Below are 23,318 nucleotides of genomic sequence, written 5' to 3'. Positions count from 1 at the left end.
ATCAAGCACGGTGCGCCTGCAGGCAATTCGCCCCTGCCGACGCCCACTAGCGTGCCAGGTGCGAGGCGGGCCGAGCCGGGTCCGCCGGGGAGCCGATACGCCGGAGACCCCGGCACGGCCCAGGTCACCCAGGAGTACGTCATGTCCCACCCTGCCGAGCCGGTACGGCCGGTGCTGGAGCCGCCTGCGGCAGCGTTCGCCGAGGCGACGGCCCGTCGGCCGTTTCTCCACGAGTTGCCGCCCGCCGAGGCACGCGGGGTCGTCGACGAGGCGCAGTCGGGCCCGGTGGCACTGCCCGCCGTGACCGAGGAGTGGATCACCGTCCCGAACGGGCCCACCGGCGGCGTCCGCACCCGGATCGTCAGACCCGCCGGGGCTGCCGGGCTCCTGCCGGTGATCCTCTACCTGCACGGCTCCGGCTGGGCTTACGGCAACGCCCGCACCCACGACCGGCTGGTCCGCGAACTCGCGGTCGGCGCCGGGGTCGCGGTGGTCTTCCCCGAGTACGACCTCTCACCCGAGGAGCGCTATCCGGTGGCTCTCGAACAGAGCTACACCGTCGCCCGGTGGATCGCCGCGAAGGGAACGGCGAGGGACCTCGACGGCCGTCGGCTGGCGGTGGCCGGTGACTCGGCGGGCGGCAACATGGCCGCCGCCCTGACCCTGATGGCCAAGGAGTACGGCGATGTGCCGCTGGTGCAGCAGGTGCTGTTCTACCCCGTGACCGACGCGGCGTTCGACACCCGCTCGTACCACCAGTTCGCCGAGGGGTACTTCCTGCGCCGCGACGGCATGCAGTGGTACTGGGACCAGTACACGACCAACCAGGCCGAACGCGCCCAGATCACCGCCTCCCCCTTGCGGGCCACGACGGAGCAGCTGGCGGGGCTGCCACCGGCCCTGGTCGTCACCGGCGAGGCGGACGTGCTGCGCGACGAGGGCGAGGCCTACGCGAACAAGCTCCGCGAGGCGGGCGTCCCCGTCACCGCGGTCCGCTTCCAGGGCATCATCCACGACTTCGTGATGCTCGACGCCCTACGCGAGACCCACGCCGCGCAAGCGGCGATCTCCATGGCGGTCGCCACGCTGCGCGGCGCCCTGCACCCGGCCTGATCCCGGGAGCGGGACCGGCCGCCCGCCGGGTCAGATCTGGTTCTCGCCGCCGTCGACGTACCAGTTGGCGCCGAGGACGAAGGTGCTCTGGTCCGAGGCGAGGAAAGCGACCACCGCGGCGACCTCCTCGGGGCGGCCCATCCTGCCGATCGCGGTGTCCCCGGCGAGCTTCGTGTGGACGGTGGGCGCGTTCGACTCGCCGAAGAGGTTGGTGATCCCGGGGGTGTCGACCGGCCCCGGGGAGATCGCGTTGACCCGGACGCCACGGCCCTTGAGCTCGTTCGCCCAGCCCCGCGCAAAGGTCCGGACGGCGGCCTTGGAGGCGGCGTACAGACTGAACGCCTCCGCGCCGTTGTCGGCGGCGGTGGAGGCGTTCAGGATCACCGAGGCACCGTCGTTGAGCAGCGGCAACGCCTTCTGCACGGTGAAGAGCGTGCCCCGCACGTTGACGCCGAAGATCTCCTCGAACCGCTCCTCGGTGATCTCCTCCAGCGGCACCAGCGAGGCGGTCGCCGCGTTGGCGAAGACCACGTCGAGCCCCCGGCCGCGGGCGCGGACCGCTTCGTAGAGCCGGTCCACGTCGGCCGGGTCCGAGACGTCACCGGCCACCGCCGTGACCCGCTCGGCGCCGATGATCTCCACGGCCGCGTCCAGCGCCGCCTTTCGCCGCCCGGTGATGAACACGTGCGCACCCTCGTCCGCCAGCCGCACCGCGCTGGCCAGACCGATCCCCGTGCCGCCGCCGGTGACGACGGCCGTCCTGCCTTCGAGCTGTCCCATGGTGAGCACCCTTCCCGATATTCAGTACCGATCGGTACTGAAAGCGACCGTAGCACATCCGTACCGATCGATACGGAAGGCGTAGACTGGGACCATGGAGACGCGACAGAAGGGGTCGATCGGCCGACCGAGGGGCTTCGACGCCGACGAGGCGCTGGAGAAGGCCATGCGGGTCTTCTGGGAGCAGGGCTACGAGGGCGCCAGCCTCACCGACCTGACCGGCGCCATGGGCATCACCCGCACCAGCATGTACGCGGCCTTCGGCAACAAGGAGGACCTGTTCCGCAAGGCGCTCGAACGCTACGAGGAGGGCCCCGCCTCCTACGTCGACCGCGCCCTGCGCAAGCCCACCGCCCGCGAGGCGGCCACCGCGTTCCTGAACGGCGCCGTGGAGGTCAGCACCCGCCCCGACTGCCCGTCCGGCTGCCTGGGCGTCCAGGGCTCACTCGCCTCCGGGGAGACGGGACGGTCGGCCCGGGACCTGCTCGCCGACTGGCGCGAAGGGGGCGTCGGTCAACTCCGCGACCGGTTCCGGCAGGCCGTGGACGACGGCGACCTGCCGCCCGACAGCGACCCGCTGCACATCGCCCGCTACCTCATGACCTTCGCCAACGGCATCTCCGTGCAGGCCGCCGGGGGCGCCACCCGCGAAGACCTCCAGCGGGTGGCCGAGACCGTCCTGCGCAACTGGCCTCCCGCCTGATCCGGAGTCAGAGGCTGCCGGGGCCTGCTGCCGCCAGGGCCTCCGCCACCGCCTGCCGCAGGGCACGGCCGGTGATCCGGCGGTTCTCCCCGTCGGCCAGGTGCGCCGCGGCACGACCCACCCATTCCGGGTCGCCGAGGAGCTGGAGCTTCCCCTCATCGGTGAGCTGCCGCAGCAAGGCCTCCAGCCGGAGCGCGTCGACCGCCCGGTAAGGGTGCGTGTGCTGGTCGAAGCGCAGCTGGTGGTCCTCGTAGGGGTGGCGCAGTGTCATGTGCAACCAGCCGCCGTCACGCCTGGCGACCATGCCCCTCAGCGTGTACAGGCCCCTGTTGTTCGTGTCCCAGGGGTGCTTGCCCCAGGTGAGGCTAATGCCGTCCATGATCCTGGACCACGGGACCAACTGCCCCTCGGAGTCCGGCTCGTGCTGGTGGAGCCCTTCCGGGCGAAGCTCCACCCAGTGGGTGTCAGGCCGGGTGGCGTCCCCGACTCGCCAACGGCCTTGGGTCAGTTCCAGCGGTCCCAGAGATGCACAGTCCTCCCCCATACGGTCATTGAATCACGCGGACGGCCACGACCTCAGGGGTGCGCACTCTCGCGGTTCGTCCTGCTCAGCCGCGCCTTCAGCACCTCCTCCGGCCGCGCCACGGTCACTGACGCCTGCGGACAGTCCCACTCCCGGCCCCCCGCGACCGGCCGCAACTGCACATGGCCGCCCACGTGCCCCATCACCTCCCCCACGCGCCCGTCCCTCGCGTCCACGGCATGCGTGCCGACGGCCGGCCGCTCGCCCCGCACCACCGACGCCAACCGCTCCGCGACCCGTACGTTGCACCGCCCCAGGTCGACCAGGGCGAACGGCTCGTCACTCGCGCCGGTCACCGGATCGACGCACAGGGACGGCAGTACGACACCGACGCCCACGAGGGCCTGCCGCAGGGACTCGACGACTTCTTCGGTCGACCGCACCCTTCCTCACCTCCACGCTGAGTTCGTGATTCGCGACACAGCGTGGCCGTTCCGCCCCTAACCTGGCCATACAGGGCGCTCCAACAACCCCTGCTGTGCGACCGGGAGTTCCGTCACGATGCCAGGACCGAAAGACCTCGACCCGTCCTCGTCCCCCCGCGCCCTCCTCGGCGCCGAGCTGCGCCACGCCCGCGAGAAGACCGGCCTGAGCCAGGAGGAACTGGGCGCGCGGCTGTTCGTCAGCGGTTCGTTCATCGGCCAACTGGAGTCCGGCACGCGCCGCATGCAGCCGGAGTACGCCCGCCTGCTGGACGACGTCCTCGGCACGGAGGACTTCTTCCGGCGGAACTGCGGGGCGTCGGCCAAGTCCAAGTATCCGGAGCACTTCGCGCAGGCGGCGGAGGCGGAAGCGCAGGCCGCGGAAATCAGGGAGTACGCGCCCCTGCTGATCCCAGGGCTGCTGCAAACTCCTGCGTACACGCGAGCCGTATGCCGCGCCTACCAGCCCACCGCGCCGGACGACGTGATCGAGGCGCTCGTGACGGCCCGGATGGAGAGGGCCCAGTTGCTCGACGATCCAACAGATCCCCTGTTGTGGGTGGTGCTGGACGAAGCCGCGTTGCGTCGGTCGACGGGAGGACGCAAAGTGATGGCCGAGGCGCTTGGCCACATCGTCGCCCTGGTCCGCCGAAACCGAATCATCGTGCAGGTACTTCCCTTCGAAGCCGGGGCGCACGCGGCGCTGAAGGGGGCCATCAAGCTGATGGACTTCGACGCCGCCCCGCCGCTGGCCTATTTCGAGGGCGTAGGGACGGGACGACTGGAGGACGATCCCGCAATCGTCCGCTACCAGCGCCAGACCTACGACCTCCTCTCGGCCTACGCCCTGCCCCCGCAGAACTCCCTGGCTCTTATCGAGGCGATGGCGCAGGATTACGCTCATGAGGAGCGACACTGAGGCGACTTGGTACAAGTCCAGCTACAGCGGCGGCAGCGGTGGCAACTGCCTCGAAGTCGCCACCGGCATCCCTACCGTCGTCCCGGTCCGGGACTCGAAGAACCCCGCCGGCCCCACCCTCCGCTTCCAGGCCGAGGCATGGTCGGTCTTCGTCGACGGAGTCAGCCGCGACGGCGTCTCAGGCCGAGGTGGGTGGTGACCACGGCCAGCCCGGCCGCGCCGTACGCCAGCCACCAGCCCCCGGCCCGGTAGTCGTCCGCCGCCCCCTCCTCCTGCGCCTTCCTCTGCTGCTCGTACGTCCGCGTGCCCGCCGAGCGGCCGTCGGCGAAGTCGTACAGGTCGCACGTCTCCCCCGGTTTCATGGGTCCCGAGCGCTCCGCGTCCCCGTACTCCTGGATGATGCCGTCGCACTGCGGGGTGCCGTCGGCGGTCGCCGCCTCGGTGAGGAAGTACGCACCGACGACGACCGGCACGGCGAACAGGCCCAGCAGGAGTCCTCGGAAGCTCACGCCTTCGGGTCCACCAGCGGCAGCGGCGCGAACTCGTAGCTCTCCCAGAGGCGTCGGGAGGTCTCGTTCGGGTAGGGCGCGACGGCCGACTCGGCGTCGAAGACCCGCACGAGGCGCTGCCGCGTGTCGTACGCGGGCCAGCCCGGGTCGCCGGTCCGGGCGAAGGCCGTCCATGCGGCGCGGAAGCCGGACGACAGGGCCAGCGCCTCCGCGGACGGCCCCGCGCCGCCGAACTGGAGCAGTGCCAGGTCCGCCTGGAAGGTGCCGAAGAGGAGCGGGATGTCCAGGGCGTGGCAGGCGCCCAGGGCGCCGCCGTAGGCCGGGGCGGGCCAGGTGAGTTCGTAGACGTGGGACCGGCCGCCGCCCGCGAGGTGGGCCTCGGCCAGGTGCAGGGACGGCATCGCGAACAGCCAGTCGGTCTGGACGCGTTCGTAGAGGTCGTTGGCCGACGCGTCCGGGAACGCCGCGCGGTAGGCAGCCTCGCCGCCCGGGGCGTACAGGCGCAGCGCGGCGCTCGCCCGGTCCTCGCCGATCTCACCGAGCTTGCCCGCCATGGCGGTGAACAGACGGTTCTCGTCGCGGTTGTGACCGGCGATCAGTTCGACGTCACGGGCCGCACCGGAGGCGAGCGCCTGCCACGGCGTGACCGGCAGGAACTCGCCGTCCACGACCGGCGCGTACGGGGTGATCGTGGGCGCCGCCTGGCCCCAACGGGCGACCTGGCCGGGCATCTTCGGAGCGAGGGCCTGGCCCGCCTTGACGAGCTGGTCCGGAGTGAGGTCCGCGAGGTCTTCGACGGTCGGGCGCAGGCCCAGCTCGGCGGCGAGGGCGGCACCGATGTCGGCCGCCAGCTCCGCCGAGAAGAACGTGCCCGGCACGCTCTGGGCGATGGCCCGCCGGAAGAGTCCGGCCGCGCGGGGCATGGCGAGCAGGGCGGCCACGGAACCGGCGCCGGCCGACTCGCCGAAGACGGTGACCCGGCCGGGGTCACCGCCGAACGCGGCGATGTTCTCCTGCACCCAGACCAGCGCCGCGATCTGGTCGAGCAGACCCCGGTTGGCGGGGGCGGCCTCGATGTGGGCGAATCCCTCCATGCCGAGGCGGTAGTTGAGGGTGACGACGACGAGGTCGCCGTCGGCGGCTATGCGGCGGGCGTCGTAGGCGGGACTGCCGGAATGGCCCATCTTGTAGGCGCCGCCGTGTATCCAGACCATGACCGGGCGGTGGGCGGCCGGGTCGGGGGCGGGGGTCCAGACGTTGACCGTCAGCCAGTCGTCGGCCCCGGGGCCGTCCGAGGGGGCGACGGTGCCCGCGGCCCCCAGATCCTGCGGGGGCGGCGGGCCGAACGCGTACGCGTCGCGTATGCCGTCCCAGGGGCGGGGGCGGCGCGGGGCGGCGAAGCGGGCGTCCCCCACCGGGGGCTGGGCGAAGGGGATGCCGCGGAAGACGGTCAGGCCGTCCTCGGTCCGGCCGCGCACCGCGCCGGAGGAGGTGCGCACCACGGGTTCCACCGACTCGTCAGGTCCAGGGATCGTCATCCTCCGGACCCTACGCCGCGGTGCGCACCGCGCTCAGCTGAGGGTCTTCAGCGATGCCGCGTCGTACGGAGCGAGTTCGTCGAAGCGGCCGGTGAGGACCTTCTCGGCCCACCGCGGGTCCTGGAGCAGGGCGCGGCCGACGGCGACCAGGTCGAACTCGTCGCGTTCCATGCGGTCGAAGAGGTTGTCGAGGCTGCCGACGGGGGCGCCCTCGCCCTGGAACGCCTTGGTGAAGTCGCCGTCGAGACCGACCGAGCCGACGGTGATGGCGCTCTTGCCGGTGAGCTTCTTGGTCCAGCCCGCGAGGTTGAGGTCGGAGTCCTCGAACTCCGGGCGCCAGTAGCGGCGGGTGGAGGCGTGGAAGGCGTCGACACCGGCCGAGGCGAGCGGGGCGAGGACGGCCTCCAGCTCCTGGGGGGTCTCGGCGAGGCGGGCGCCGTAGACGTCCTGCTTCCACTGGGAGTACCGGAAGATCACGGGGAAGTCGGCGGAGACCGTCTCCCGTACGGCGGCCACGATCTCGGCGGCGAACCTCGTCCGGGACACCGGGTCGCCGCCGTAGGCGTCGGTGCGGCGGTTGGTGCCGGACCACAGGAACTGGTCGACGAGGTAGCCGTGGGCGCCGTGGATCTCCACGCCGTCGAAGCCGATGCGCTCGGCGGCCGCGGCGGACTCGGCGAAGGCACTGATGACGTCGTCCAGGTCGCGCTGGGTCATCGCCCTGCCGGTGGGCTCGTCCTCGCCGATGCGCAGGCCGGACGGGCCGACGGCGGGGGCGTCCGGGAAGGGCTGCTCCCCGGGCTTGCGGACCATGCCGATGTGCCACAGCTGCGGCACGATCGTGCCGCCCGCCGCGTGCACCGCCTCGGCGACCTTCGCCCAGCCCGCGAGCTGCTCCTCGCCGTGGAAGCGCGGGACGCGGTCGCTCTGCCCGGCCGAGTCGTGACCGACGTAGGTGCCCTCGGTGACGATCAGGCCGACTCCGGCGGCGGCGCGGCGGGAGTAGTACGACACCACGTCGTCGCCGGGGACGCCGCCCGGGGAGAACATCCGGGTCATCGGCGCCATCGCGATGCGGTTGGGCACGGTGAGGCCGTTGATGGTGGCCGGGCGGGCGAGGAGTTGGGCGGCGCGGGTCGCGGCCTCGGCGGGGGTGACGGTCACGTGGGGGCTCCTGAGGTGGGGACCGGGCGGTATATGCGCGCGCATTCATCGCACTCCAACGGGAACCGGCCCGCCCCGCCGGACCATTCCGCCCGGGCGCCTGATGTGATCCTGACCACAGTGAAAGCGGGAGGGCGGGGGGTGAGCCCGGACACGCCCGAGGGCGGCACCCCCCTGTCGGGGAGTGCCGCCCTCGGTCCGTGCTGGACGGTCGATCAACCGGAACCGGTCGATCAGAAGTCCATGTCACCGCCCGGCATGCCGCCCGGGGCGCCCGCCGGAGCGGCCTTCTCCGGCTTGTCGGCGATGACGGCCTCGGTGGTGAGGAACAGCGCGGCGATGGAGGCGGCGTTCTGCAGGGCAGAGCGGGTCACCTTCGCCGGGTCGATGATGCCCTCGGCGATCATGTCGACGTACTCACCGGAGGCGGCGTTCAGGCCGTGGCCGACGGTCAGGTTGCGGACCTTCTCCACGACGACGCCGCCCTCGAGACCGCCGTTGACGGCGATCTGCTTCAGCGGGGCCTCCAGGGCGAGCTTCACGGCGTTGGCGCCGGTCGCCTCGTCACCCGACAGCTCCAGCTTCTCGAAGACCTGGGAGGCCTGGAGCAGGGCCACGCCGCCACCGGCGACGATGCCCTCCTCGACGGCCGCCTTCGCGTTGCGAACGGCGTCCTCGATGCGGTGCTTGCGCTCCTTGAGCTCGACCTCGGTGGCGGCACCGGCCTTGATGACGGCCACGCCGCCGGCCAGCTTCGCCAGACGCTCCTGGAGCTTCTCGCGGTCGTAGTCCGAGTCGCTGTTCTCGATCTCGGCGCGGATCTGGTTGACGCGGCCCTGGACCTGGTCGGCCGAACCGGCGCCGTCCACGATCGTGGTCTCGTCCTTGGTGATGACGACCTTGCGCGCGCTGCCCAGCAGGTCCAGCGTGGCGTTCTCCAGCTTGAGGCCGACCTCCTCGGAGATGACCTCGCCGCCCGTGAGGATGGCGATGTCGCCGAGCATGGCCTTGCGGCGGTCGCCGAAGCCCGGGGCCTTGACGGCCACGGACTTGAAGGTGCCGCGGATCTTGTTGACGACCAGGGTCGACAGGGCCTCGCCCTCGACGTCCTCGGCGATGATCAGCAGCGGCTTGCCCGACTGCATGACCTTCTCCAGGAGCGGCAGCAGGTCCTTGACGTTGCCGATCTTGGAGTTGGCGATCAGGATGTACGGGTCGTCGAGCGACGCCTCCATACGCTCCATGTCGGTGGCGAAGTACGCCGAGATGTAGCCCTTGTCGAAGCGCATACCCTCGGTGAGCTCCAGCTCCAGACCGAAGGTCTGGGACTCCTCGACGGTGATGACGCCTTCCTTGCCGACCTTGTCCATGGCCTCGGCGATGAGCTCGCCGATCTGGGTGTCGGCGGCGGAGATGGAGGCCGTGGAGGCGATCTGCTCCTTGGTCTCGACGTCCTTCGCCTGCTCCAGCAGGGCGGCGGAGACGGCCTCGACGGCCTTCTCGATACCGCGCTTCAGGGCCATCGGGTTGGCGCCGGCCGCGACGTTGCGCAGGCCTTCCTTGACCAGGGCCTGGGCGAGGACGGTCGCGGTGGTCGTACCGTCACCGGCGACGTCGTCCGTCTTCTTGGCGACTTCCTTGACCAGCTCGGCGCCGATCTTCTCGTACGGGTCCTCGAGCTCGATCTCCTTGGCGATGGAGACACCATCGTTGGTGATCGTGGGGGCGCCCCACTTCTTCTCGAGGACGACGTTGCGGCCCTTGGGGCCGAGCGTCACCTTGACGGCGTCCGCGAGCTGGTTCATGCCGCGCTCGAGGCCGCGCCGCGCCTCCTCGTCGAACGCGATGATCTTGGCCATGTGAAGTGGTCCCTCCAGGACTGGGGGTGATTCCTTCGGACCGCGCCCGCGCCCGCGACGGACGGCTCGCCGGCCTTGTGGTTCCTTCCCCACCCGGCCTGCGGGCCTCACCGACCCGGTCCTTCGTTGTCACTCTCACCTTCAGAGTGCTAACGCAATGATTAGCACTCGGCATGGTCGAGTGCAAGCGCCTCTCGGGGATCGGGCCCGGCCGTCAGCCACCCGCGAACACGGGTCCGGCGGGCGTCCGGGCAGGCCGAAGGGCCCGTACCCCTGGAGGTACGGGCCCTTCGGATGAAGACCGGGTTGCGGTGGCCGCGCGTCTCAGGCGCTGAGGCGAACCATGTCGGCCTGCGGGCCCTTCTGACCCTGCGAGATCTCGAACTCGACCCGCTGGCCTTCTTCGAGGGTGCGGTAGCCGTCCATCTGAATCGCGCTGTAGTGGACGAAAACATCCGCACCACCGTCGACCGCGATGAAGCCGTACCCCTTCTCCGCGTTGAACCACTTGACGGTGCCCTGAGCCATGCCTAACTCCCCTGTTACTGGCCCTTGCACGGATCCGCACTTCGCGGACCCGGGTCAGACCTCGCCCCCTCACGACTGGGGGCGTGCGCCGGAACGCGTCGACCGCGGCTGAATGTATCTGTCCAACTGCCGTCTGCAACAGGTCAATCGGACGAGAAATCTGGACGCACCCGGTCCGGAATGTGGCAAGAATTCGCCTGAATTCGGGTCAAGTCGGGTCACGCAAAGGGAACAAAAGCCGCAGAATACGCTCGCACTTTGGCTACTTCTTGTCGGGCGGGCGGCAGGAATTAACGGTTCCCGTTGTGCCGATCGGGAGCGCGTTCCCCAACTCTACCGCGCTCAACCACATGGAATTGCCCCCTCCGTTTCTCTTACGGAGAGGGCAATACGCACTACGAGGTGTATCTGCGGTGGATCAGTCCCGCAGCGGTGACCGCGTCAGCCGCCGGCGACCGCCGGGATGATCGAGACGCCCGCGCCGTCGGGGGTGGCCGTCTCCAGGCCCTGCTCGAAGCGGACGTCGTCGTCGTTGACGTAGACGTTGACGAAACGGCGCAGCTTGCCCTGGTCGTCCAGGACGCGGGCGGCGATGCCGGTGTGGTTCTTCTCCAGGTCGGAGATGACCTCCCCGAGGTTGGCCCCGTCGGCGCTCACCTCGGCCTTTCCGCCGGTGTAGGTGCGCAGGATGGTCGGGATGCGAACGGTCACGCTCATGCGAGGCCAGCCTCTCGGAAGGAGTCCAGGTTGGGACGGATCGTGGCGGTGAGGCCGGTGCCGGCCACCGCGTCGAGGGTCTTCAGGCCGTCGCCGGTGTTCAGGACGACGGTGGTGAGCGAGGGGTCCAGTACGCCGTTGTCGATCAGCTTCTTGGTGACGCCGACCGTCACGCCGCCCGCCGTCTCCGCGAAGATGCCCTCGGTACGGGCGAGCAGCTTGATCGCGTCCACGACCTGCTCGTCGGTCACGTCCTCCACGGCGCCGCCGGTGCGGCGGGCGATGTCGAGGACGTAGGGGCCGTCGGCCGGGTTGCCGATGGCCAGCGACTTGGCGATGGTGTTCGGCTTCTGCGGGCGGACCACGTCGTGCCCGGCCTTGTACGCCGCGGAGACCGGCGAGCAGCCCTCGGCCTGGGCGCCGAAGATCCTGTACGGCCGGTCCTCGACCAGACCGAGCTCGATCAGCTCCTTGAGCCCCTTGTCGATCTTCGTCAGCTGGGAGCCGGACGCGATCGGCACGACGATCTGGTCGGGCAGCCGCCAGCCGAGCTGCTCGCAGATCTCGTACGCGAGGGTCTTGGAACCCTCGGCGTAGTAGGGCCGCAGGTTGACGTTGACGAAGCCCCAGCCCTCGCCGGCCGGGTCGCCGATCAGCTCGGAGCAGAAGCGGTTCACGTCGTCGTAGTTGCCCTCGATGCCGACCAGCTCGCCGCCGTAGACGGCGGCCATGACGATCTTGCCCTGCTCCAGGTCGTGCGGGATGAACACGCACGAGCGGAAGCCGGCCCGGGCGGCGGCGGCGCCGACGGCACCGGCGAGGTTGCCGGTGGAGGAGCAGGACAGGGTGGTGAAGCCGAAGGCGCGGGCGGCCTCGATGGCCTGGGCGACGACGCGGTCCTTGAAGGAGTGTGTCGGGTTGCCGGAGTCGTCCTTGACGTACAGCCCGCCGGTGACGCCCAGCTCGCGGGCGAGGTTGTCGGCCTGGACGAGCTTGGTCCAGCCGGGGTTGATGTTCGGCTTGGTCGCGACGTCGGCCGGGACGGGCAGCAGGGGCGCGTAGCGCCAGATGTTCGCGGGGCCCGCTTCGATCCGCTTACGCAGTTCCTCGGCGTCGTAGGCCGAGAAGTCGTAGGCGATCTCGAGGGGGCCGAAACACTCTTCGCAGGCGAAGACCGGTCCGAGCGGGACCTTGTGGCCGCACTCCCGGCAGCTCAGCGCGGCGGCGGGGCCGAGGTCGACGGTGCCGTCGGCGGAGTTCGTGGAGGTTTCGGCAGTCTGCACAGCCATGGAGGCGAGGCCCTTTCTCCTCATCTTCCTCACGACGCATCTCGCCGTGAGACGGATTTGGCACCTTCCCTAGCCGGGAGCCTCGCCACGTCCGTGTGACAAGAGCCGGCTGGAGGGTTGCCGGGGCTTCATCGGGCCGTATCCCTCTGCCCCTCTGGATGAGCGGTATGTGGTTGTTTTTCGGTGGTGCACACGGCGACCCCGGCATGCGGTGGTCCCACGCGTTGTTCAAGACTGTAACCGAAGGCCAGGACGGTTGAGATAGTCGTCCGTACCGCGAGATGGATCACAATGGATCACGAAGGAGACCACGGGACGTGCTGGAAGAAGTCGAGCGCTGGCTGAGCGCACGCTCCTGGTCCGCCGCGGACCGGCCGGTCCAGCACCTTCTGTCCGCCAAGCACGCCACCGGTCAGTCGGTGAGCGTGGTACTCCCCGCCCTGGACGAGGAGGCGACCGTCGGGGACATCGTGTCGGTGATCCGGCGGGAGCTGATGCTCCGGCACCCGCTCGTCGACGAGATCGTGGTCGTGGACTCCGGGTCGAGCGACCGGACGTCGGAGGTGGCCGCGGCGGCCGGGGCGCGCGTCGTGCACCGCGACGCGATCCTGCCCCGCATCCCCGCCGTGCCGGGCAAGGGCGAGGTGCTGTGGCGTTCGCTGCTGGTCACGGGCGGGGACATCGTCTGCTTCGTCGACGCCGACCTGCGCGAGTTCTCCGCGGACTTCGTCTCCGGGATCGTGGGACCGCTGCTCACCGACCCCGACGTGCACCTCGTCAAGGCCATGTACGACCGCCCGCTGGCCGGGGCGGCCGGGCAGGGCGGCCGGGTCACCGAGCTGATGGCCCGCCCGCTGCTCAACATGCACTGGCCGCAGCTGGCCGGCTTCGTCCAGCCGCTGGGCGGGGAGTACGCGGCCCGCCGCTCGCTGCTGGAACGGCTCCCCTTCCCGGTCGGCTACGGCGTCGAGCTGGGCATGCTGGTCGACGCCCTGCACCTGGTGGGCCTGGACGCGCTCGCGCAGGTCGACGTCGGGGTCCGGGTCCACCGCCACCAGGACGGGCGGGCGCTGGGCCGGATGGCCGCGGCGATCTACCGCACCGCCCAGCTCCGCCTGGCCCGCGGCCACCTGGTCCGCCCGGCCCTCACCCAGTTCGAGCGGGGCGTCGACGGCTTCGAGCCGCGCACCTACGCCGTGGACACCGAGGAACGGCCCCCGATGACGGAGATCGCGGAGTACGCGGCCCGGAAGGTGGCGTGACCCCCGGGTCTCAGCCGGCGACGCCGTCCGACCAGCGCCACCGGCCGCCGGAGTCCTGCTCACAGGTCAGGTACTCGCCACCGCGGCCGTGGGTGCTCAGGCCCCGGTGCTTCTTGGCGCAGAACTGGCCGTCGGCGTAGCAGTTGCCCGCCGGGCTCATCAGCTCGCAGACGCCGGAGCCGCCGCCCGAGCCGCCACCGGTGCCGCCGCCTCCGCCCGTGCCGCCGGTGCCGTCGGCCCGGGTCTTCGAGGGCTCCGGGGCCGGCTCCGGCGTGTGCAGCAGGCGTCCGGCGCAGTCGCGGCCGTCGCGGGGGACGGTGAAGGTCACGGCGCCGGGGCCGCCGCTCTGCTCGCAGACCTTCTCGTCGAGACCCCAGGAGGAGGCCCGCTGCCCGGTGCCCTGGAGGAGCACGGTGTAGTCGACGTGCGCCCCCTTGGCGGCGAGGACGGCCGAGCTCATGGTCCGGCCGGTGAAGTCCGGCAGGGTGACGGCGGTCGGGGTGGGCGTGGGCGTCGGGGTCTCGGTGCTGGAGGACGCCTCGGGGGTGGGGCTGCCGCTCGGCGTGGCGGTGACGGTCGGGGTGGCCGTCGTGGGTGCCGCCGCCTTCGCGCTCGCGTCGCCGTCTCCGTCGCCGCAGCCCGCCAGGGCCAGCGCGCAGGCCGCGATCAGTGCCGCCGGGCCGGCGAGACGGCCGGTGCGCGACTGTCGCGTGCCTGTGCGAGTGCGTGTGCGTGTGCGTATGGGCATGGTTCGCCCGCCCCCCGAGAAGTTGAAATGTGCACCGCATATCCTCGACCCGTTCACAGTTTCCGCACAAGACGCGTGACCGAATCGCAGCCGGGGTGACGCGGGGAAACGTTTGAGGTTCCAGCGGCCGGGCTAGGTTGAGGCGTATGGCTTCAAGCTTCGGTGCTGCTCAGGTGCTGGTCGCCTCCAACCGGGGGCCGGTCTCGTACGAGGTGCGCGGGGACGGCTCGCTGCACGCCAAACGGGGTGGTGGCGGGCTCGTCTCGGGGCTGTCGGCCATCGGGCCCGACGCGGGCGCGCTGTGGGTGTGCTCGGCGCTGGGCGACGGCGACCGCGAGGCGGTGCGGCGCGGGGTCGGCGAGGACGGCGTACGGATGCTGGACGTGCCGGCCGACGTGCACGCGGACGCGTACAACGGGATCGCCAACTCGGTGCTGTGGTTCGTGCACCACATGCTCTACCAGACGCCCCTGGAGCCGGTCTTCGACGCGGAGTTCCGGCGTCGGTGGGCGTCCTACGAGGCGTACAACCGGGCCTTCGCCGAGGCGCTGGCCGAGGAGGCGGCCGAGGGCGCGGTCGCGATCGTGCAGGACTACCACCTGACGCTGGTGCCGGGGATGCTGCGCGAGCTGCGCCCGGACCTCAGGATCGGCCACTTCTCGCACACGCCCTGGGCGCCGGTCGACTACTTCCGGCTGCTGCCGGACGACATCGCCGAGCAGGTGCTGCGCGGGATGCTGGGCGCCGACCGACTCGGGTTCCTCACCCGACGCTGGGCCGAGGCGTTCACCGCCTGCTGCGACGCCGTGGTGGGCGGGCTCGGCGGCACCGAGATCGGCGTGCACGGGCTCGGCGCCGACGGCGACTTCCTGCGGAAGCGGTCGCACGAGGCCGACGTCGAGGAGCGGATGGCCGGCCTGCGGGCGGAGATCGGCACCGCGCCGGACGGCACCCCGCGCCGCACCGTGGTGCGGGTGGACCGCACCGAGCTGTCCAAGAACATCGTGCGCGGTCTGCTGGCCTACCGGGAGCTGCTGGCCGGGCGGCCCGAGTGGCGCGGGCGGGTCGTGCACGTCGCGTTCGCGTACCCGTCGCGGCAGGATCTCGCCGTGTACCGGGAGTACACGACCGAGGTGCGCCGGGTCGCCGAGGCGGTCAACGAGGAGTTCGGGACGCCGGGGTGGACGCCGGTCGTGCTGAATCTGGAGGACGACTTCGCGCGGTCGCTGGCGGCGTACCGGCTGGCGGACGTGGCGCTCGTCAACCCGGTCCGCGACGGGATGAACCTGGTCGCCAAGGAGGTGCCGGTCGTCTCCGACGCCGGGTGCGCGCTGGTGCTGTCGCGGGAGGCGGGCGCGTACGAGGAGCTGGGCGAGGACGCGGTGGTGGTGAACCCGTACGACGTGGTGGGCACTGCGGACGCGTTGCACGCGGCGCTCGGCCTGTCGGCGGAGGACCGGGCCGAGCGGTCGAAGCGGCTGGCGGCCGCCGGCACCGCGTTGCCCCCGGCCCGGTGGTTCCTGGAGCAGTTGGAGGCGCTGCGGGGCTGACGGGCGGGGTTCCGGGCGAGGTGCGGGCGGGAGCTACTGGGCCTGCACCGGCGGGCAGGTGCCGGTGTCCGCGCCGATCGAGTTGATCTCGGCGTTCGGCCGCGGGTCACCGGCGTAGTCCAGCTGGTCCGTGCACTTGACCCCGTCCTCCTTGGGGGTGCCGGAGGACGTGCCGCCCGACTGCGGCTCGGGGCAGCTGCCGGTGTCCGCGCCGATCGAGTTGATCTCGGCGTTCGACCGCGGGTCACCGGCGTAGTCCAGCTGGTCCGTGCACTTCTCCCCCGCCCCCTGGTCCGGCTTCGAGGACGCCGGGGGCTGCGAGGACGCGCCGCCGGTGGCGGTCCCCTCGTCCGCGGTGGGGGACTGCGCGGTGCTCGTCGCGGTCGCGCTGGGGGCGGCGTCGACGTTGACGTCGCCGTTCCCGCCGTCGCCGCTGTTGCCGCAGGCGGTCAGCGCCAGGCCGAGGGCCACGGCGGCGAGGGCGAGCATCGGGGTCTTCCGAGCGGACATGACGGGTTCCTCCACGGTCGTGGGCCTCACTGAGCAGGCCTTACGGCGTGCAAGACAGCGGGGGCGGCGGACCGGGTTGCCCCGCCCGCGGCGTCCGGACACGCCTGTGACAGGCGGGGGAACCGTCCGTGACGTTGTCTCAGGCCAGCCGGCGCGCGAGGGCCGCCAGCAGGGCCACCACTCCGGCGGGGCCGGGCACCTCGACGTCCGCGCGCTTCCTCAGTTCCGTCACCTCGTCGCTGCCGCTGCAGACCAGGAGGCCCGGGGTTCCCTCGGCGCGGAGGGTGTCGACGGCCGCGTAGGCCGGGAGGTCGCCGAGGTCGTCGCCGGCGAAGAGGACGGCGGCCGCGTCGAGGGAGTGGACGTACGACCGCAGCGCCGCGCCCTTGTCCATGCCGGGTGGGCGCAGCTCCAGGACCAGCCGGCCCGGCTCGACGATCAGGCCGTGCCGGGCGGCCAGGCCGGTGAGCGGGGCGCGCAGGGCGTCGAAGGCGGCCTGCGGGTCGGGGGCGCGGCGGGTGTGGACGGCGACCGCGTGGCCCTTGTCCTCCGTCCAGGTGCCCTGCGCCGCCGGCCCGGACCGCTCCAGCAGTCCCGGCAGCTCGGCGCGGACGGCGGCGACGCCGGGGTGCGGTTCGGGCGTGGTGAGGGTGCCGGTGGCGGCGTCCCAGCGCTCGGCGCCGTAGTGGCCGAGGACCACGAGGCGGTCGAGGCCGGGGACGTCCGCGAAGCCGCCGTGGTGGACGGCGACCTCGGCGGGGCGGCCGGTGATCACCGCGATCGAGGCGACCTTGGGGGCCAGGGCCGCGAGCGCCGGTACGGCGTCCGGGTGGGCGCGGGCCCGGTCGGGGTCGGGCACGATCGGGGCGAGCGTGCCGTCGAAGTCGAGCGCGACCACCGCGCGGCCGGGGTCGGCGAGGAGGGCGTCGAGCCCTTCGCGTCCGGCCGCCGTCACGGGCGTCGGCAGGGGCTGTGGGGAGTCGTCTCGGGTGGAGTCCTGGTGGCTGCCCATACCGCGAACCTATCCCGCAGGAGCCGGGCCCACGCGTCACCCGCCGACCACGCCACGGCTCCCGCCGCCCGCCCTGCGGCGCCCCGCCGCCCCGCGCGCACTCCCCGTCCTCCGCGCGGGGCGGCTCGGGGAGGGGGCTTCAGCGGTCCGTGCGGCGGGCTTGCCGTATGCGGCGGAGGCGGTTGACCGTCACCGGGTCGGCCGCGAGGGCACGGGGGTCGTCCAGGAGGGCGTTGAGGAGCTGGTAGTAGCGGACGGGGGCGAGGCCCAGCTCCTCGCGGATGGCGCGCTCCTTGGCGCCGGGGCCGGTGAAGCCCCGGCGTTCCAGCGCGAGGATGCTCCGCTCCCGCTCGGCCAGCTCTCCCAGGTCCATGTCGGCACCGTAACGCCCGCCGCCGACAGCGGCCGCTACTCGGCGCTGCCCGCCCTCATCGCGGTCGCCTGGATCTGGCCGAGGACCTCCTCGGGGCTGGCGCCCGTGGCGACCGCCTGGCCGATGCGCTTCTTGACGTCCGCGCTGACCGAGGCCCAGGAGGTCTTGCCGACCGGGTACAGCTCGGAGAGCAGCAGCTCGTCCAGGAACGGCTTGAGGTTCTCGTCCTCCGCCGCGGTGCCCATGGTCTGGGAGGCGGAGGTGGTCACCGGCAGCAGGTCGTACTCGCGGGAGAAGTCGAGGACGTTCTCCTCGCTGTAGACGAAGTCGAGGAAGTCGCCGATCTCGTCCTGGTGGCCGTTCTTCTTGAAGGCCGTCATCCAGTCGGAGACCCCGAGGGTGTTCTTGCTCTCGCCGTCGATGCCGGGGGTGGTCACCATGCCGTACTTCACGCCCTTGTCGGACGCCATCTTCATCAGCGAGGGGTGCCCGTTGAGCATGCCCACGTCGCCGTTGGCGAACGCGGCGAAGGCGTCGGCGCGGTTGAGGCTGCCGGGGGCGACGGGGCCGGTGAGGCCCTTGCCGACCAGTTCGTCCCGCAGCCAGGTGAAGGTGGTGACGTTCTGCGGGGAGTCGACGGAGTAGGTGCCGACGTCGTCGGTGTAGCCGCCCTCGCCGCTGAGCATCCACTGCATCGTCTCGGCCTGCGCCTCCTCGGCGCCCAGCGGCAGGGCGTACGGGTACTTCACGCCCTTGTCCTTGAGCGCCTCCGCGGCCTCGGCGAGGTCGTCCCAGGACTTGGGCGGCTGGACTCCGGCCTTGCCGAAGAGGGTCTTGTTGTAGAAGAGCACGCGCGTGGAGGCGGCGAAGGGCAGGCCGTACTGCACGCCGTTGACCTGGCCCGCGGCGGCCAGCTGGGAGACGAAGTCGGCCTGGACCGGGATGGAGAGCACGTCGTCGGCCCGGTAGAGCAGGTCCTTGTCCGCGTAGTCGGAGTAGGCGCCGATCTGCGCCATGTCGGGCGCCTCGCCCGCCTCCACCATCTCGCGGACCTTGCGGTCGACGTCGTTCCAGGAGTAGACGGTGACGTCCACCTGCACGTCGGGGTTCCTGGCCTCGTAGGACTTGACCAGCTCGTCCCAGTACTTCTGCGAGCTGTTGTCCTTGCTGTCGCCGTAGTCGGCGGCGACGAGCCTCAGGGTCACCCCGTCGGACTCGCCGGTGAGACCGCAGCCGCCGAGGACCGCCGTCATGCCCAGTGCGGACACCACCGCGATCGTTCCTGTCCTACGCCGCTGCACCCTGTTCCCCAACCCTGACTGCTCGTTCGCGCGTTCGCTTACCGGATTAAGGTCTACACCACCACAGTGGACTAGACCTCTCCCGGGTGTACGGGCCACACTGTCCCCGTGAGACATGTCATCGCCCTCGATGTGGGCGGCACCGGGATGAAGGCCGCCCTGGCGGGGCCTGGGGGCGAGCTGCTGCACCAGGCGCGCCGGGCCACCGGCCGCGAGCGGGGACCCGAGGCGGTCGTCGCGGGCATCCTGGACTTCGCCGCCGAGCTGCGCGCCTACGGCGCGGACCGGTTCGGCGAGCCGGCCCGCGCCGCCGGTGTCGCCGTCCCCGGCATCGTCGACGCCGAGCGGGGCGTCGCCGTGTACGCGGCCAACCTCGGCTGGCGCGACGTGCCGCTGCGGACGCTGCTCGGCGAGCGGCTCGGCGGTATTCCGGTCGCCCTCGGGCACGACGTACGCACCGGCGGGCTCGCCGAGGGCCGGATCGGGGCCGGCCGCGGCGCCGACCGGTTCCTGTTCGTGCCGCTGGGCACGGGGATCGCGGGCGCCATCGGCATCGACGGCCGGGTCGAGGCCGGCGCGCACGGCTTCGCGGGCGAGATCGGCCACGTCGTCGTGCGCCCCGGCGGCATCGCCTGCCCGTGCGGGCAGCGCGGCTGCCTGGAGCGGTTCGCGTCCGCGTCGGCGGTCAGCCAGGCGTGGGCGCAGGCCTGCGGCGACCCGGGGGCGGACGCGGCCGACTGCGCCAAGGCCGTCGAGTCGGGGGACGCCCGCGCGCTCGCCGTGTGGCAGGACGCCGTGGACGCGCTCGCCGACGGGCTGGTCACCGCGCTCACCCTGCTGGACCCACGCGTCCTGATCATCGGTGGCGGCCTCGCCGAGGCGGGGGAAACCTTGTTCACACCACTGCGGGACGCCGTCCGGCGGCGCGTCACCTTCCAGAAACTGCCGGAGATCGTCCCCGCCGCGCTCGGGGACACCGCCGGTTGCCTGGGTGCCGGGCTGATGGCCTGGGACCTGCTCGACACCGCCGCTTCGCCTGCTCCGACTGCTCCGCCTGCTCCGACTTCCACAGCTTCCACAGCTTCCACGGCCGCCACGGCCGCGACTCCCCCGGAGGTAACCACCTGATGGCCCCAAGCAAGGTTCTCGCCGGTGCCCGGGTGGTACTGCCCACCGGGACCGTGGACGACGGCCGCGTGATCGTCGACGGCGCGCGGATCGCGGACACGGCTCCCCCGCAGGCCGAGACCGTCGACGTGTCGGGCCACTGGGTGGTCCCCGGCTTCGTCGACATCCACAACCACGGCGGCGGCGGGGCCTCCTTCGCCGGCGGCACCGCCGAGGACGTCCTCAAAGGCGTCGAGACCCACCGTCGGCACGGCACCACCACGGTGGTCGCCTCCGCCGTCACCGGTGATCTGGACTTCCTCGCCCGGCACGCCGGGATGCTCGCCGAGCTGGCGCAGCAGGGCGACATCGTTGGCATCCACTTCGAGGGGCCGTTCATCTCGCCGTGCCGCAAGGGCGCGCACGACGAGCAGCTGCTGCGCGACCCGGACCCGGCCGAGGTGCGCAAGCTGGTCGACGCGGCGCACGGGCACGCGAAGATGATGACGCTGGCGACCGAGCTGCCCGGCGGCCTGGACTCCGTACGGCTGCTGGTCGAGCACGGCGTGATCGCGGCCGTCGGGCACACCGACGCGACGTACGAGCAGACCGTGCAGGCCATCGACGCGGGCGCCACCGTCGCCACGCACCTGTTCAACGCGATGCCCCCGGTCGGTCACCGCGCCCCGGGTCCGATCACGGCGCTGCTCGAGGACGAGCGGATCACCGTCGAGCTGATCAACGACGGCACGCACCTGCATCCGGCCGCGCTCCAGCTGGCCTTCCACCACGCGGGTGCCGCCCGGGTCGCCTTCATCACCGACGCGATGGACGCGGCCGGTTTCGGCGACGGCCGCTATCTGCTCGGCCCGCTGGAGGTCGAGGTCGCCGACGGGGTGGCCCGGCTGGTGGAGGGCGGCTCGATCGCGGGCTCCACGCTCACCCTGGACCGTGCCTTCAAGCGGGCGGTGACGGTGGACCGGCTGCCCGTCGGGGACGTCGTCGCGGCGATCTCCGCCAACCCGGCGCGGCTGCTCGGCCTGGACGACCGCATCGGCTCCCTGGATCCCGGCAAGGACGCCGACCTGGTCGTCCTGGACGACGCCTTCGACCTGGTGGGCGTGATGCGCCGGGGCGAATGGGTGGTCGATCCCCAACTGGGCTGACCCGTCCCCGAGTCCGCCCCGGGGGGCCGGACGGCCCAGGTCAGACCCGGGGGCTGGGCCGACCGCCTCCGGTTTGGCATGATCGTGTCGTGGAGCACGGCTCCACGGGCACACCCAGCCGCAGACGATCGGGGGAGGTCGGCACGGTGATCCTCACCGTCACTCTCAACACCGCGCTCGACATCACCTACCGCGTCCAGGGACTGAGGCCGCACTCCTCGCACCGGGTGACCGGGGTGACCGAGCGGCCCGGCGGCAAGGGGCTGAACGTGGCCCGCGTGCTGGCGGCCCTCGGACACGAGGTGACGGTCACCGGCTTCGCGGGCGGCACCACCGGGGACGTCGTGCGCGAGGGGCTGACCGGGGTGTCCGGGGTGACCGACGCGCTCATGCCGGTCGCGGGGGCCACCCGGCGCACCATCGCCGTCGTCGACGAGCGCACCGGCGACACCACCCAGCTCAACGAGCCGGGCCCGGCCGTCTCGCCCGCCGAGTGGAACGCCTTCCAGGAGGCGTACGAGGGCCTGCTGGCCGGTGTGGCCGCGGTGGCGCTGTGCGGCAGCCTGCCGCCGGGCGTCCCGGTGGGCGCCTACGCCGGGCTGGTGCGGGTCGCACGGGGCGCGGGCGTACCGGTGCTCCTGGACACGAGCGGGGAGCCGCTGCGGCGGGGGCTGGCCGCCCGCCCGGACCTGATCAAGCCGAACGCCGACGAACTGGCCGAGCTGACCGGCTCGCACGAGCCGCAGCGGGCCGCGCAGGCCGCCCGGCGCCGCGGTGCCCGCTCGGTGGTCGCCTCGCTCGGCGCCGAGGGGCTGCTCGCGGTGACCCCGGAGGGCCGCTGGCGGGCGGCGCCGCCGGCCCACGTGCACGGCAACCCGACCGGCGCGGGCGACTCCGCGGTCGCGGGCCTGCTCTCCGGGCTGGTGGAGCACCTGCCCTGGCCGGACCGGCTGGCCCGCGCGGTCGCCCTGTCGGCGGCGACGGTGCTGGCGCCGGTGGCGGGCGAGTTCGACCGGGCGGCGTACGAGGAACTGCTCGGGCGCGGCGTCGCGGTGACGGCGGAGGCGGGCGTGCCCCTAGGGCCTGTCTAGTCCTTGACCTGGCCCTTCTTCAGGGAGAACTGGTCCAGCAGGACGTTGCACTTGTCGCCGTCGGCGCAGGACAGCGTGATCGTGTTGGTGCCCTTGTTGAGGGTGGGCCAGGCGTAGGTCTTGGTCCAGCCCTTGGCGAAGTCGCCGTCCTCGGCCTGGGCGAAGTTGCCCAGGTTGAGCTTGCTGCCGAAGGCCTTGCCGTTGACCGTGAGGGTCATCGACTGGTCCTCGCCGGCCGCGCTGTAGGTGGTGAAGAGGGTGTAGAGGCCGTCCTCGGGGATGCCGTCCACGGACCAGGTGACCGAGGAGCCCGGCTGGTTGAGGTTGGCCACGTAGACGCCGCCGGCCGACTCGGCACCCTCGACGTCCGACTCGAGGGAGGCAGCGCCGCCCAGCCGCATCGCCTTCGCCTCGACGGAGGGCAGCTCGGCCTCCTCCTCGGCGCCCTCGCTCGCCGACGGGCTGGGCTCGCTGCTCTCGGACTGGGTGGGGGTCGGGTCGCCGCCCGCCTCGTCGCCGCCCTTGTCGTCGTCGGAGCCGCTGCTCGTCATGGCCACGGCGATGCCGATGACCACGGCGGCGACGACCGCCACCGCGCCGATCAGCAGGCCCTTGGTGTTGGGGCCGCGGCGTCCGCCGCCCCCGCCGTGCCCGGACGGCTGCTGCGGGCCGGCGGGACCGCCGCCGTTGCCGGGGAAGGTCTCCGGCGCCGCGTAGTGCGCGTTCGGCTGCCCGTACGCCCCCTGCGGCTGACCGTAGGCGCCCTGCTGGGGCGGGGCGGCCTGGCCGTAGGCGGCGGTCTGCGCGCCCTGGCCCTGCGACGCGCCGTACTGCCGTGTGCCGACGGGACGCACCCGGTTGACGGAGTTCGGGTAGCCGTAGCCACCGGACGGCGGCTGGGCCCCGTTGGCCTGCCCGTCGGCGTAGAGGTAGCCGAAGGGGTCGTCGTCCTCGGGCGTGCTCGCGCCGTTGTTGCCGGGCGTCATCCCTAGGTCTCCTAACCAGATGCGGTGCGTGATGCGGTACGGGTCGTGAGAGGGCGAGCCTACCCGCTCCCACACACCCAAAAGGGTG

Annotated in this window: 25 protein-coding genes and 1 riboswitch; of the genes, 9 read left to right on the top strand and 16 right to left on the bottom strand. The window is 72.2% G+C overall.

Annotated elements, in window-relative coordinates; genetic code table 11:
- Positions 1-141: 141 nt before the first annotated feature.
- Positions 142-1,113, top strand: a complete 972-nt coding sequence (locus C4J65_RS18695) for an alpha/beta hydrolase (RefSeq protein ID WP_115743430.1) — start codon at positions 142-144, stop codon at positions 1,111-1,113.
- A 30-nt stretch (positions 1,114-1,143) separates the two neighbouring features.
- On the opposite strand, the gene C4J65_RS18690 is transcribed toward C4J65_RS18695, so the two are convergent.
- Positions 1,144-1,893 carry an SDR family oxidoreductase gene (locus C4J65_RS18690; RefSeq protein ID WP_115746516.1) on the bottom strand — a complete coding sequence of 250 codons (750 nt, stop codon included), beginning with the start codon at positions 1,891-1,893 and terminating at the stop codon, positions 1,144-1,146.
- Positions 1,894-1,987: 94 nt separating this feature from the next.
- Here C4J65_RS18690 and C4J65_RS18685 point away from each other — a divergent pair, with 94 nt between their 5' ends.
- Positions 1,988-2,596, top strand: coding sequence for a TetR/AcrR family transcriptional regulator (locus C4J65_RS18685; RefSeq protein WP_115743429.1), 609 nt, complete (start codon positions 1,988-1,990; stop codon positions 2,594-2,596).
- Between the two features lie 7 nt (positions 2,597-2,603).
- Here C4J65_RS18685 and C4J65_RS18680 read toward each other — a convergent pair whose 3' ends face one another.
- Positions 2,604-2,975: a hypothetical protein gene (locus C4J65_RS18680; RefSeq protein ID WP_346265880.1), complete on the bottom strand. Its 372-nt coding sequence runs from the start codon at positions 2,973-2,975 to the stop codon at positions 2,604-2,606.
- Positions 2,976-3,172: 197 nt separating this feature from the next.
- Positions 3,173-3,562: a hypothetical protein gene (locus tag C4J65_RS18675; protein WP_115743427.1), complete on the bottom strand. Its 390-nt coding sequence runs from the start codon at positions 3,560-3,562 to the stop codon at positions 3,173-3,175.
- 118 nt (positions 3,563-3,680) lie between these two features.
- Between C4J65_RS18675 and C4J65_RS18670 the strand changes: the two genes are divergently transcribed.
- On the top strand, positions 3,681-4,520 hold the full coding sequence (locus tag C4J65_RS18670; RefSeq protein ID WP_115743426.1) for a helix-turn-helix transcriptional regulator: 840 nt from the start codon (positions 3,681-3,683) through the stop codon (positions 4,518-4,520).
- Positions 4,504-4,719, top strand: coding sequence for a DUF397 domain-containing protein (locus C4J65_RS18665; protein WP_115743425.1), 216 nt, complete (start codon positions 4,504-4,506; stop codon positions 4,717-4,719). The genes C4J65_RS18670 and C4J65_RS18665 overlap by 17 nt, the downstream gene beginning before the upstream one ends.
- Here C4J65_RS18665 and C4J65_RS18660 read toward each other — a convergent pair.
- The 7 genes from C4J65_RS18660 to thrC all read right to left on the bottom strand — a co-directional run bounded on the left by C4J65_RS18660 (position 4,682) and on the right by thrC (position 12,124).
- Positions 4,682-5,029 (bottom strand): hypothetical protein, encoded by a 348-nt coding sequence (locus tag C4J65_RS18660; protein WP_115743424.1) that lies wholly within the window; start codon positions 5,027-5,029, stop codon positions 4,682-4,684. The two genes, C4J65_RS18665 and C4J65_RS18660, sit on opposite strands and share 38 nt — an antisense overlap.
- Positions 5,026-6,567 carry a carboxylesterase family protein gene (locus C4J65_RS18655; RefSeq protein WP_115743423.1) on the bottom strand — a complete coding sequence of 514 codons (1,542 nt, stop codon included), beginning with the start codon at positions 6,565-6,567 and terminating at the stop codon, positions 5,026-5,028. Before C4J65_RS18655 ends, C4J65_RS18660 begins: the two co-directional genes overlap by 4 nt.
- Positions 6,568-6,600: 33 nt before the next feature.
- Positions 6,601-7,731 (bottom strand): NADH:flavin oxidoreductase, encoded by a 1,131-nt coding sequence (locus C4J65_RS18650; RefSeq protein ID WP_115743422.1) that lies wholly within the window; start codon positions 7,729-7,731, stop codon positions 6,601-6,603.
- Positions 7,732-7,964: 233 nt separating this feature from the next.
- On the bottom strand, positions 7,965-9,590 hold the full coding sequence (gene groL, locus C4J65_RS18645; RefSeq protein ID WP_030399380.1) for a chaperonin GroEL: 1,626 nt from the start codon (positions 9,588-9,590) through the stop codon (positions 7,965-7,967).
- 324 nt (positions 9,591-9,914) lie between these two features.
- A complete protein-coding gene (locus tag C4J65_RS18640; protein ID WP_004929928.1) occupies positions 9,915-10,118 on the bottom strand; it encodes a cold-shock protein in 204 nt (67 codons plus the stop codon).
- Between the two features lie 441 nt (positions 10,119-10,559).
- Positions 10,560-10,835 (bottom strand): MoaD/ThiS family protein, encoded by a 276-nt coding sequence (locus C4J65_RS18635; protein WP_030186288.1) that lies wholly within the window; start codon positions 10,833-10,835, stop codon positions 10,560-10,562.
- Positions 10,832-12,124 (bottom strand): threonine synthase, encoded by a 1,293-nt coding sequence (gene thrC, locus C4J65_RS18630; RefSeq protein ID WP_162833241.1) that lies wholly within the window; start codon positions 12,122-12,124, stop codon positions 10,832-10,834. Before thrC ends, C4J65_RS18635 begins: the two co-directional genes overlap by 4 nt.
- Positions 12,125-12,141: 17 nt before the next feature.
- Positions 12,142-12,289: riboswitch (SAM riboswitch) on the bottom strand.
- Positions 12,290-12,441: 152 nt separating this feature from the next.
- Here thrC and C4J65_RS18625 point away from each other — a divergent pair.
- Positions 12,442-13,386, top strand: coding sequence for a glucosyl-3-phosphoglycerate synthase (locus C4J65_RS18625; RefSeq protein WP_115743420.1), 945 nt, complete (start codon positions 12,442-12,444; stop codon positions 13,384-13,386).
- A gap of 10 nt (positions 13,387-13,396) precedes the next feature.
- Here C4J65_RS18625 and C4J65_RS18620 read toward each other — a convergent pair whose 3' ends face one another.
- Complete coding sequence (locus C4J65_RS18620; RefSeq protein WP_115743419.1) at positions 13,397-14,134, bottom strand: hypothetical protein; 738 nt, start codon at positions 14,132-14,134, stop codon at positions 13,397-13,399.
- A gap of 146 nt (positions 14,135-14,280) precedes the next feature.
- Between C4J65_RS18620 and C4J65_RS18615 the strand changes: the two genes are divergently transcribed.
- Positions 14,281-15,684, top strand: coding sequence for a trehalose-6-phosphate synthase (locus C4J65_RS18615; protein ID WP_115743418.1), 1,404 nt, complete (start codon positions 14,281-14,283; stop codon positions 15,682-15,684).
- A 33-nt stretch (positions 15,685-15,717) separates the two neighbouring features.
- Here C4J65_RS18615 and C4J65_RS18610 read toward each other — a convergent pair whose 3' ends face one another.
- The 4 genes from C4J65_RS18610 to C4J65_RS18595 all read right to left on the bottom strand — a co-directional run bounded on the left by C4J65_RS18610 (position 15,718) and on the right by C4J65_RS18595 (position 18,832).
- Positions 15,718-16,194 (bottom strand): hypothetical protein, encoded by a 477-nt coding sequence (locus C4J65_RS18610; protein ID WP_115743417.1) that lies wholly within the window; start codon positions 16,192-16,194, stop codon positions 15,718-15,720.
- A gap of 139 nt (positions 16,195-16,333) precedes the next feature.
- Complete coding sequence (gene otsB, locus C4J65_RS18605) at positions 16,334-17,206, bottom strand: trehalose-phosphatase (protein ID WP_115743416.1); 873 nt, start codon at positions 17,204-17,206, stop codon at positions 16,334-16,336.
- 139 nt (positions 17,207-17,345) lie between these two features.
- Positions 17,346-17,579 (bottom strand): DUF3263 domain-containing protein, encoded by a 234-nt coding sequence (locus C4J65_RS18600; RefSeq protein WP_115743415.1) that lies wholly within the window; start codon positions 17,577-17,579, stop codon positions 17,346-17,348.
- Positions 17,580-17,614: 35 nt separating this feature from the next.
- On the bottom strand, positions 17,615-18,832 hold the full coding sequence (locus C4J65_RS18595; protein ID WP_240330636.1) for an extracellular solute-binding protein: 1,218 nt from the start codon (positions 18,830-18,832) through the stop codon (positions 17,615-17,617).
- Positions 18,833-18,988: 156 nt separating this feature from the next.
- Between C4J65_RS18595 and C4J65_RS18590 the strand changes: the two genes are divergently transcribed.
- The 3 genes from C4J65_RS18590 (at position 18,989) to C4J65_RS18580 (ending at position 22,244) form a co-directional block, all read left to right on the top strand.
- Positions 18,989-20,008, top strand: a complete 1,020-nt coding sequence (locus C4J65_RS18590; RefSeq protein ID WP_275898159.1) for an ROK family protein — start codon at positions 18,989-18,991, stop codon at positions 20,006-20,008.
- Positions 20,008-21,153, top strand: coding sequence for an N-acetylglucosamine-6-phosphate deacetylase (nagA, locus tag C4J65_RS18585; protein ID WP_115743412.1), 1,146 nt, complete (start codon positions 20,008-20,010; stop codon positions 21,151-21,153). Before C4J65_RS18590 ends, nagA begins: the two co-directional genes overlap by 1 nt.
- Before the next feature lie 146 nt (positions 21,154-21,299).
- Positions 21,300-22,244, top strand: a complete 945-nt coding sequence (locus C4J65_RS18580) for a 1-phosphofructokinase family hexose kinase (protein ID WP_115746515.1) — start codon at positions 21,300-21,302, stop codon at positions 22,242-22,244.
- Here the strand turns inward: C4J65_RS18580 and C4J65_RS18575 are convergent.
- Complete coding sequence (locus C4J65_RS18575) at positions 22,241-23,230, bottom strand: carbohydrate-binding protein (RefSeq protein ID WP_115743411.1); 990 nt, start codon at positions 23,228-23,230, stop codon at positions 22,241-22,243. The genes C4J65_RS18580 and C4J65_RS18575 overlap by 4 nt on opposite strands.
- Positions 23,231-23,318: the final 88 nt, after the last annotated feature.

The organism is Streptomyces sp. CB09001 (genome assembly GCF_003369795.1).
Classification (GTDB): Bacteria; Actinomycetota; Actinomycetes; order Streptomycetales; family Streptomycetaceae; genus Streptomyces.
The sequence above is the reverse complement of the archived record's forward strand: the minus strand, read 5'-3'. Positions and strand labels throughout refer to the sequence as shown.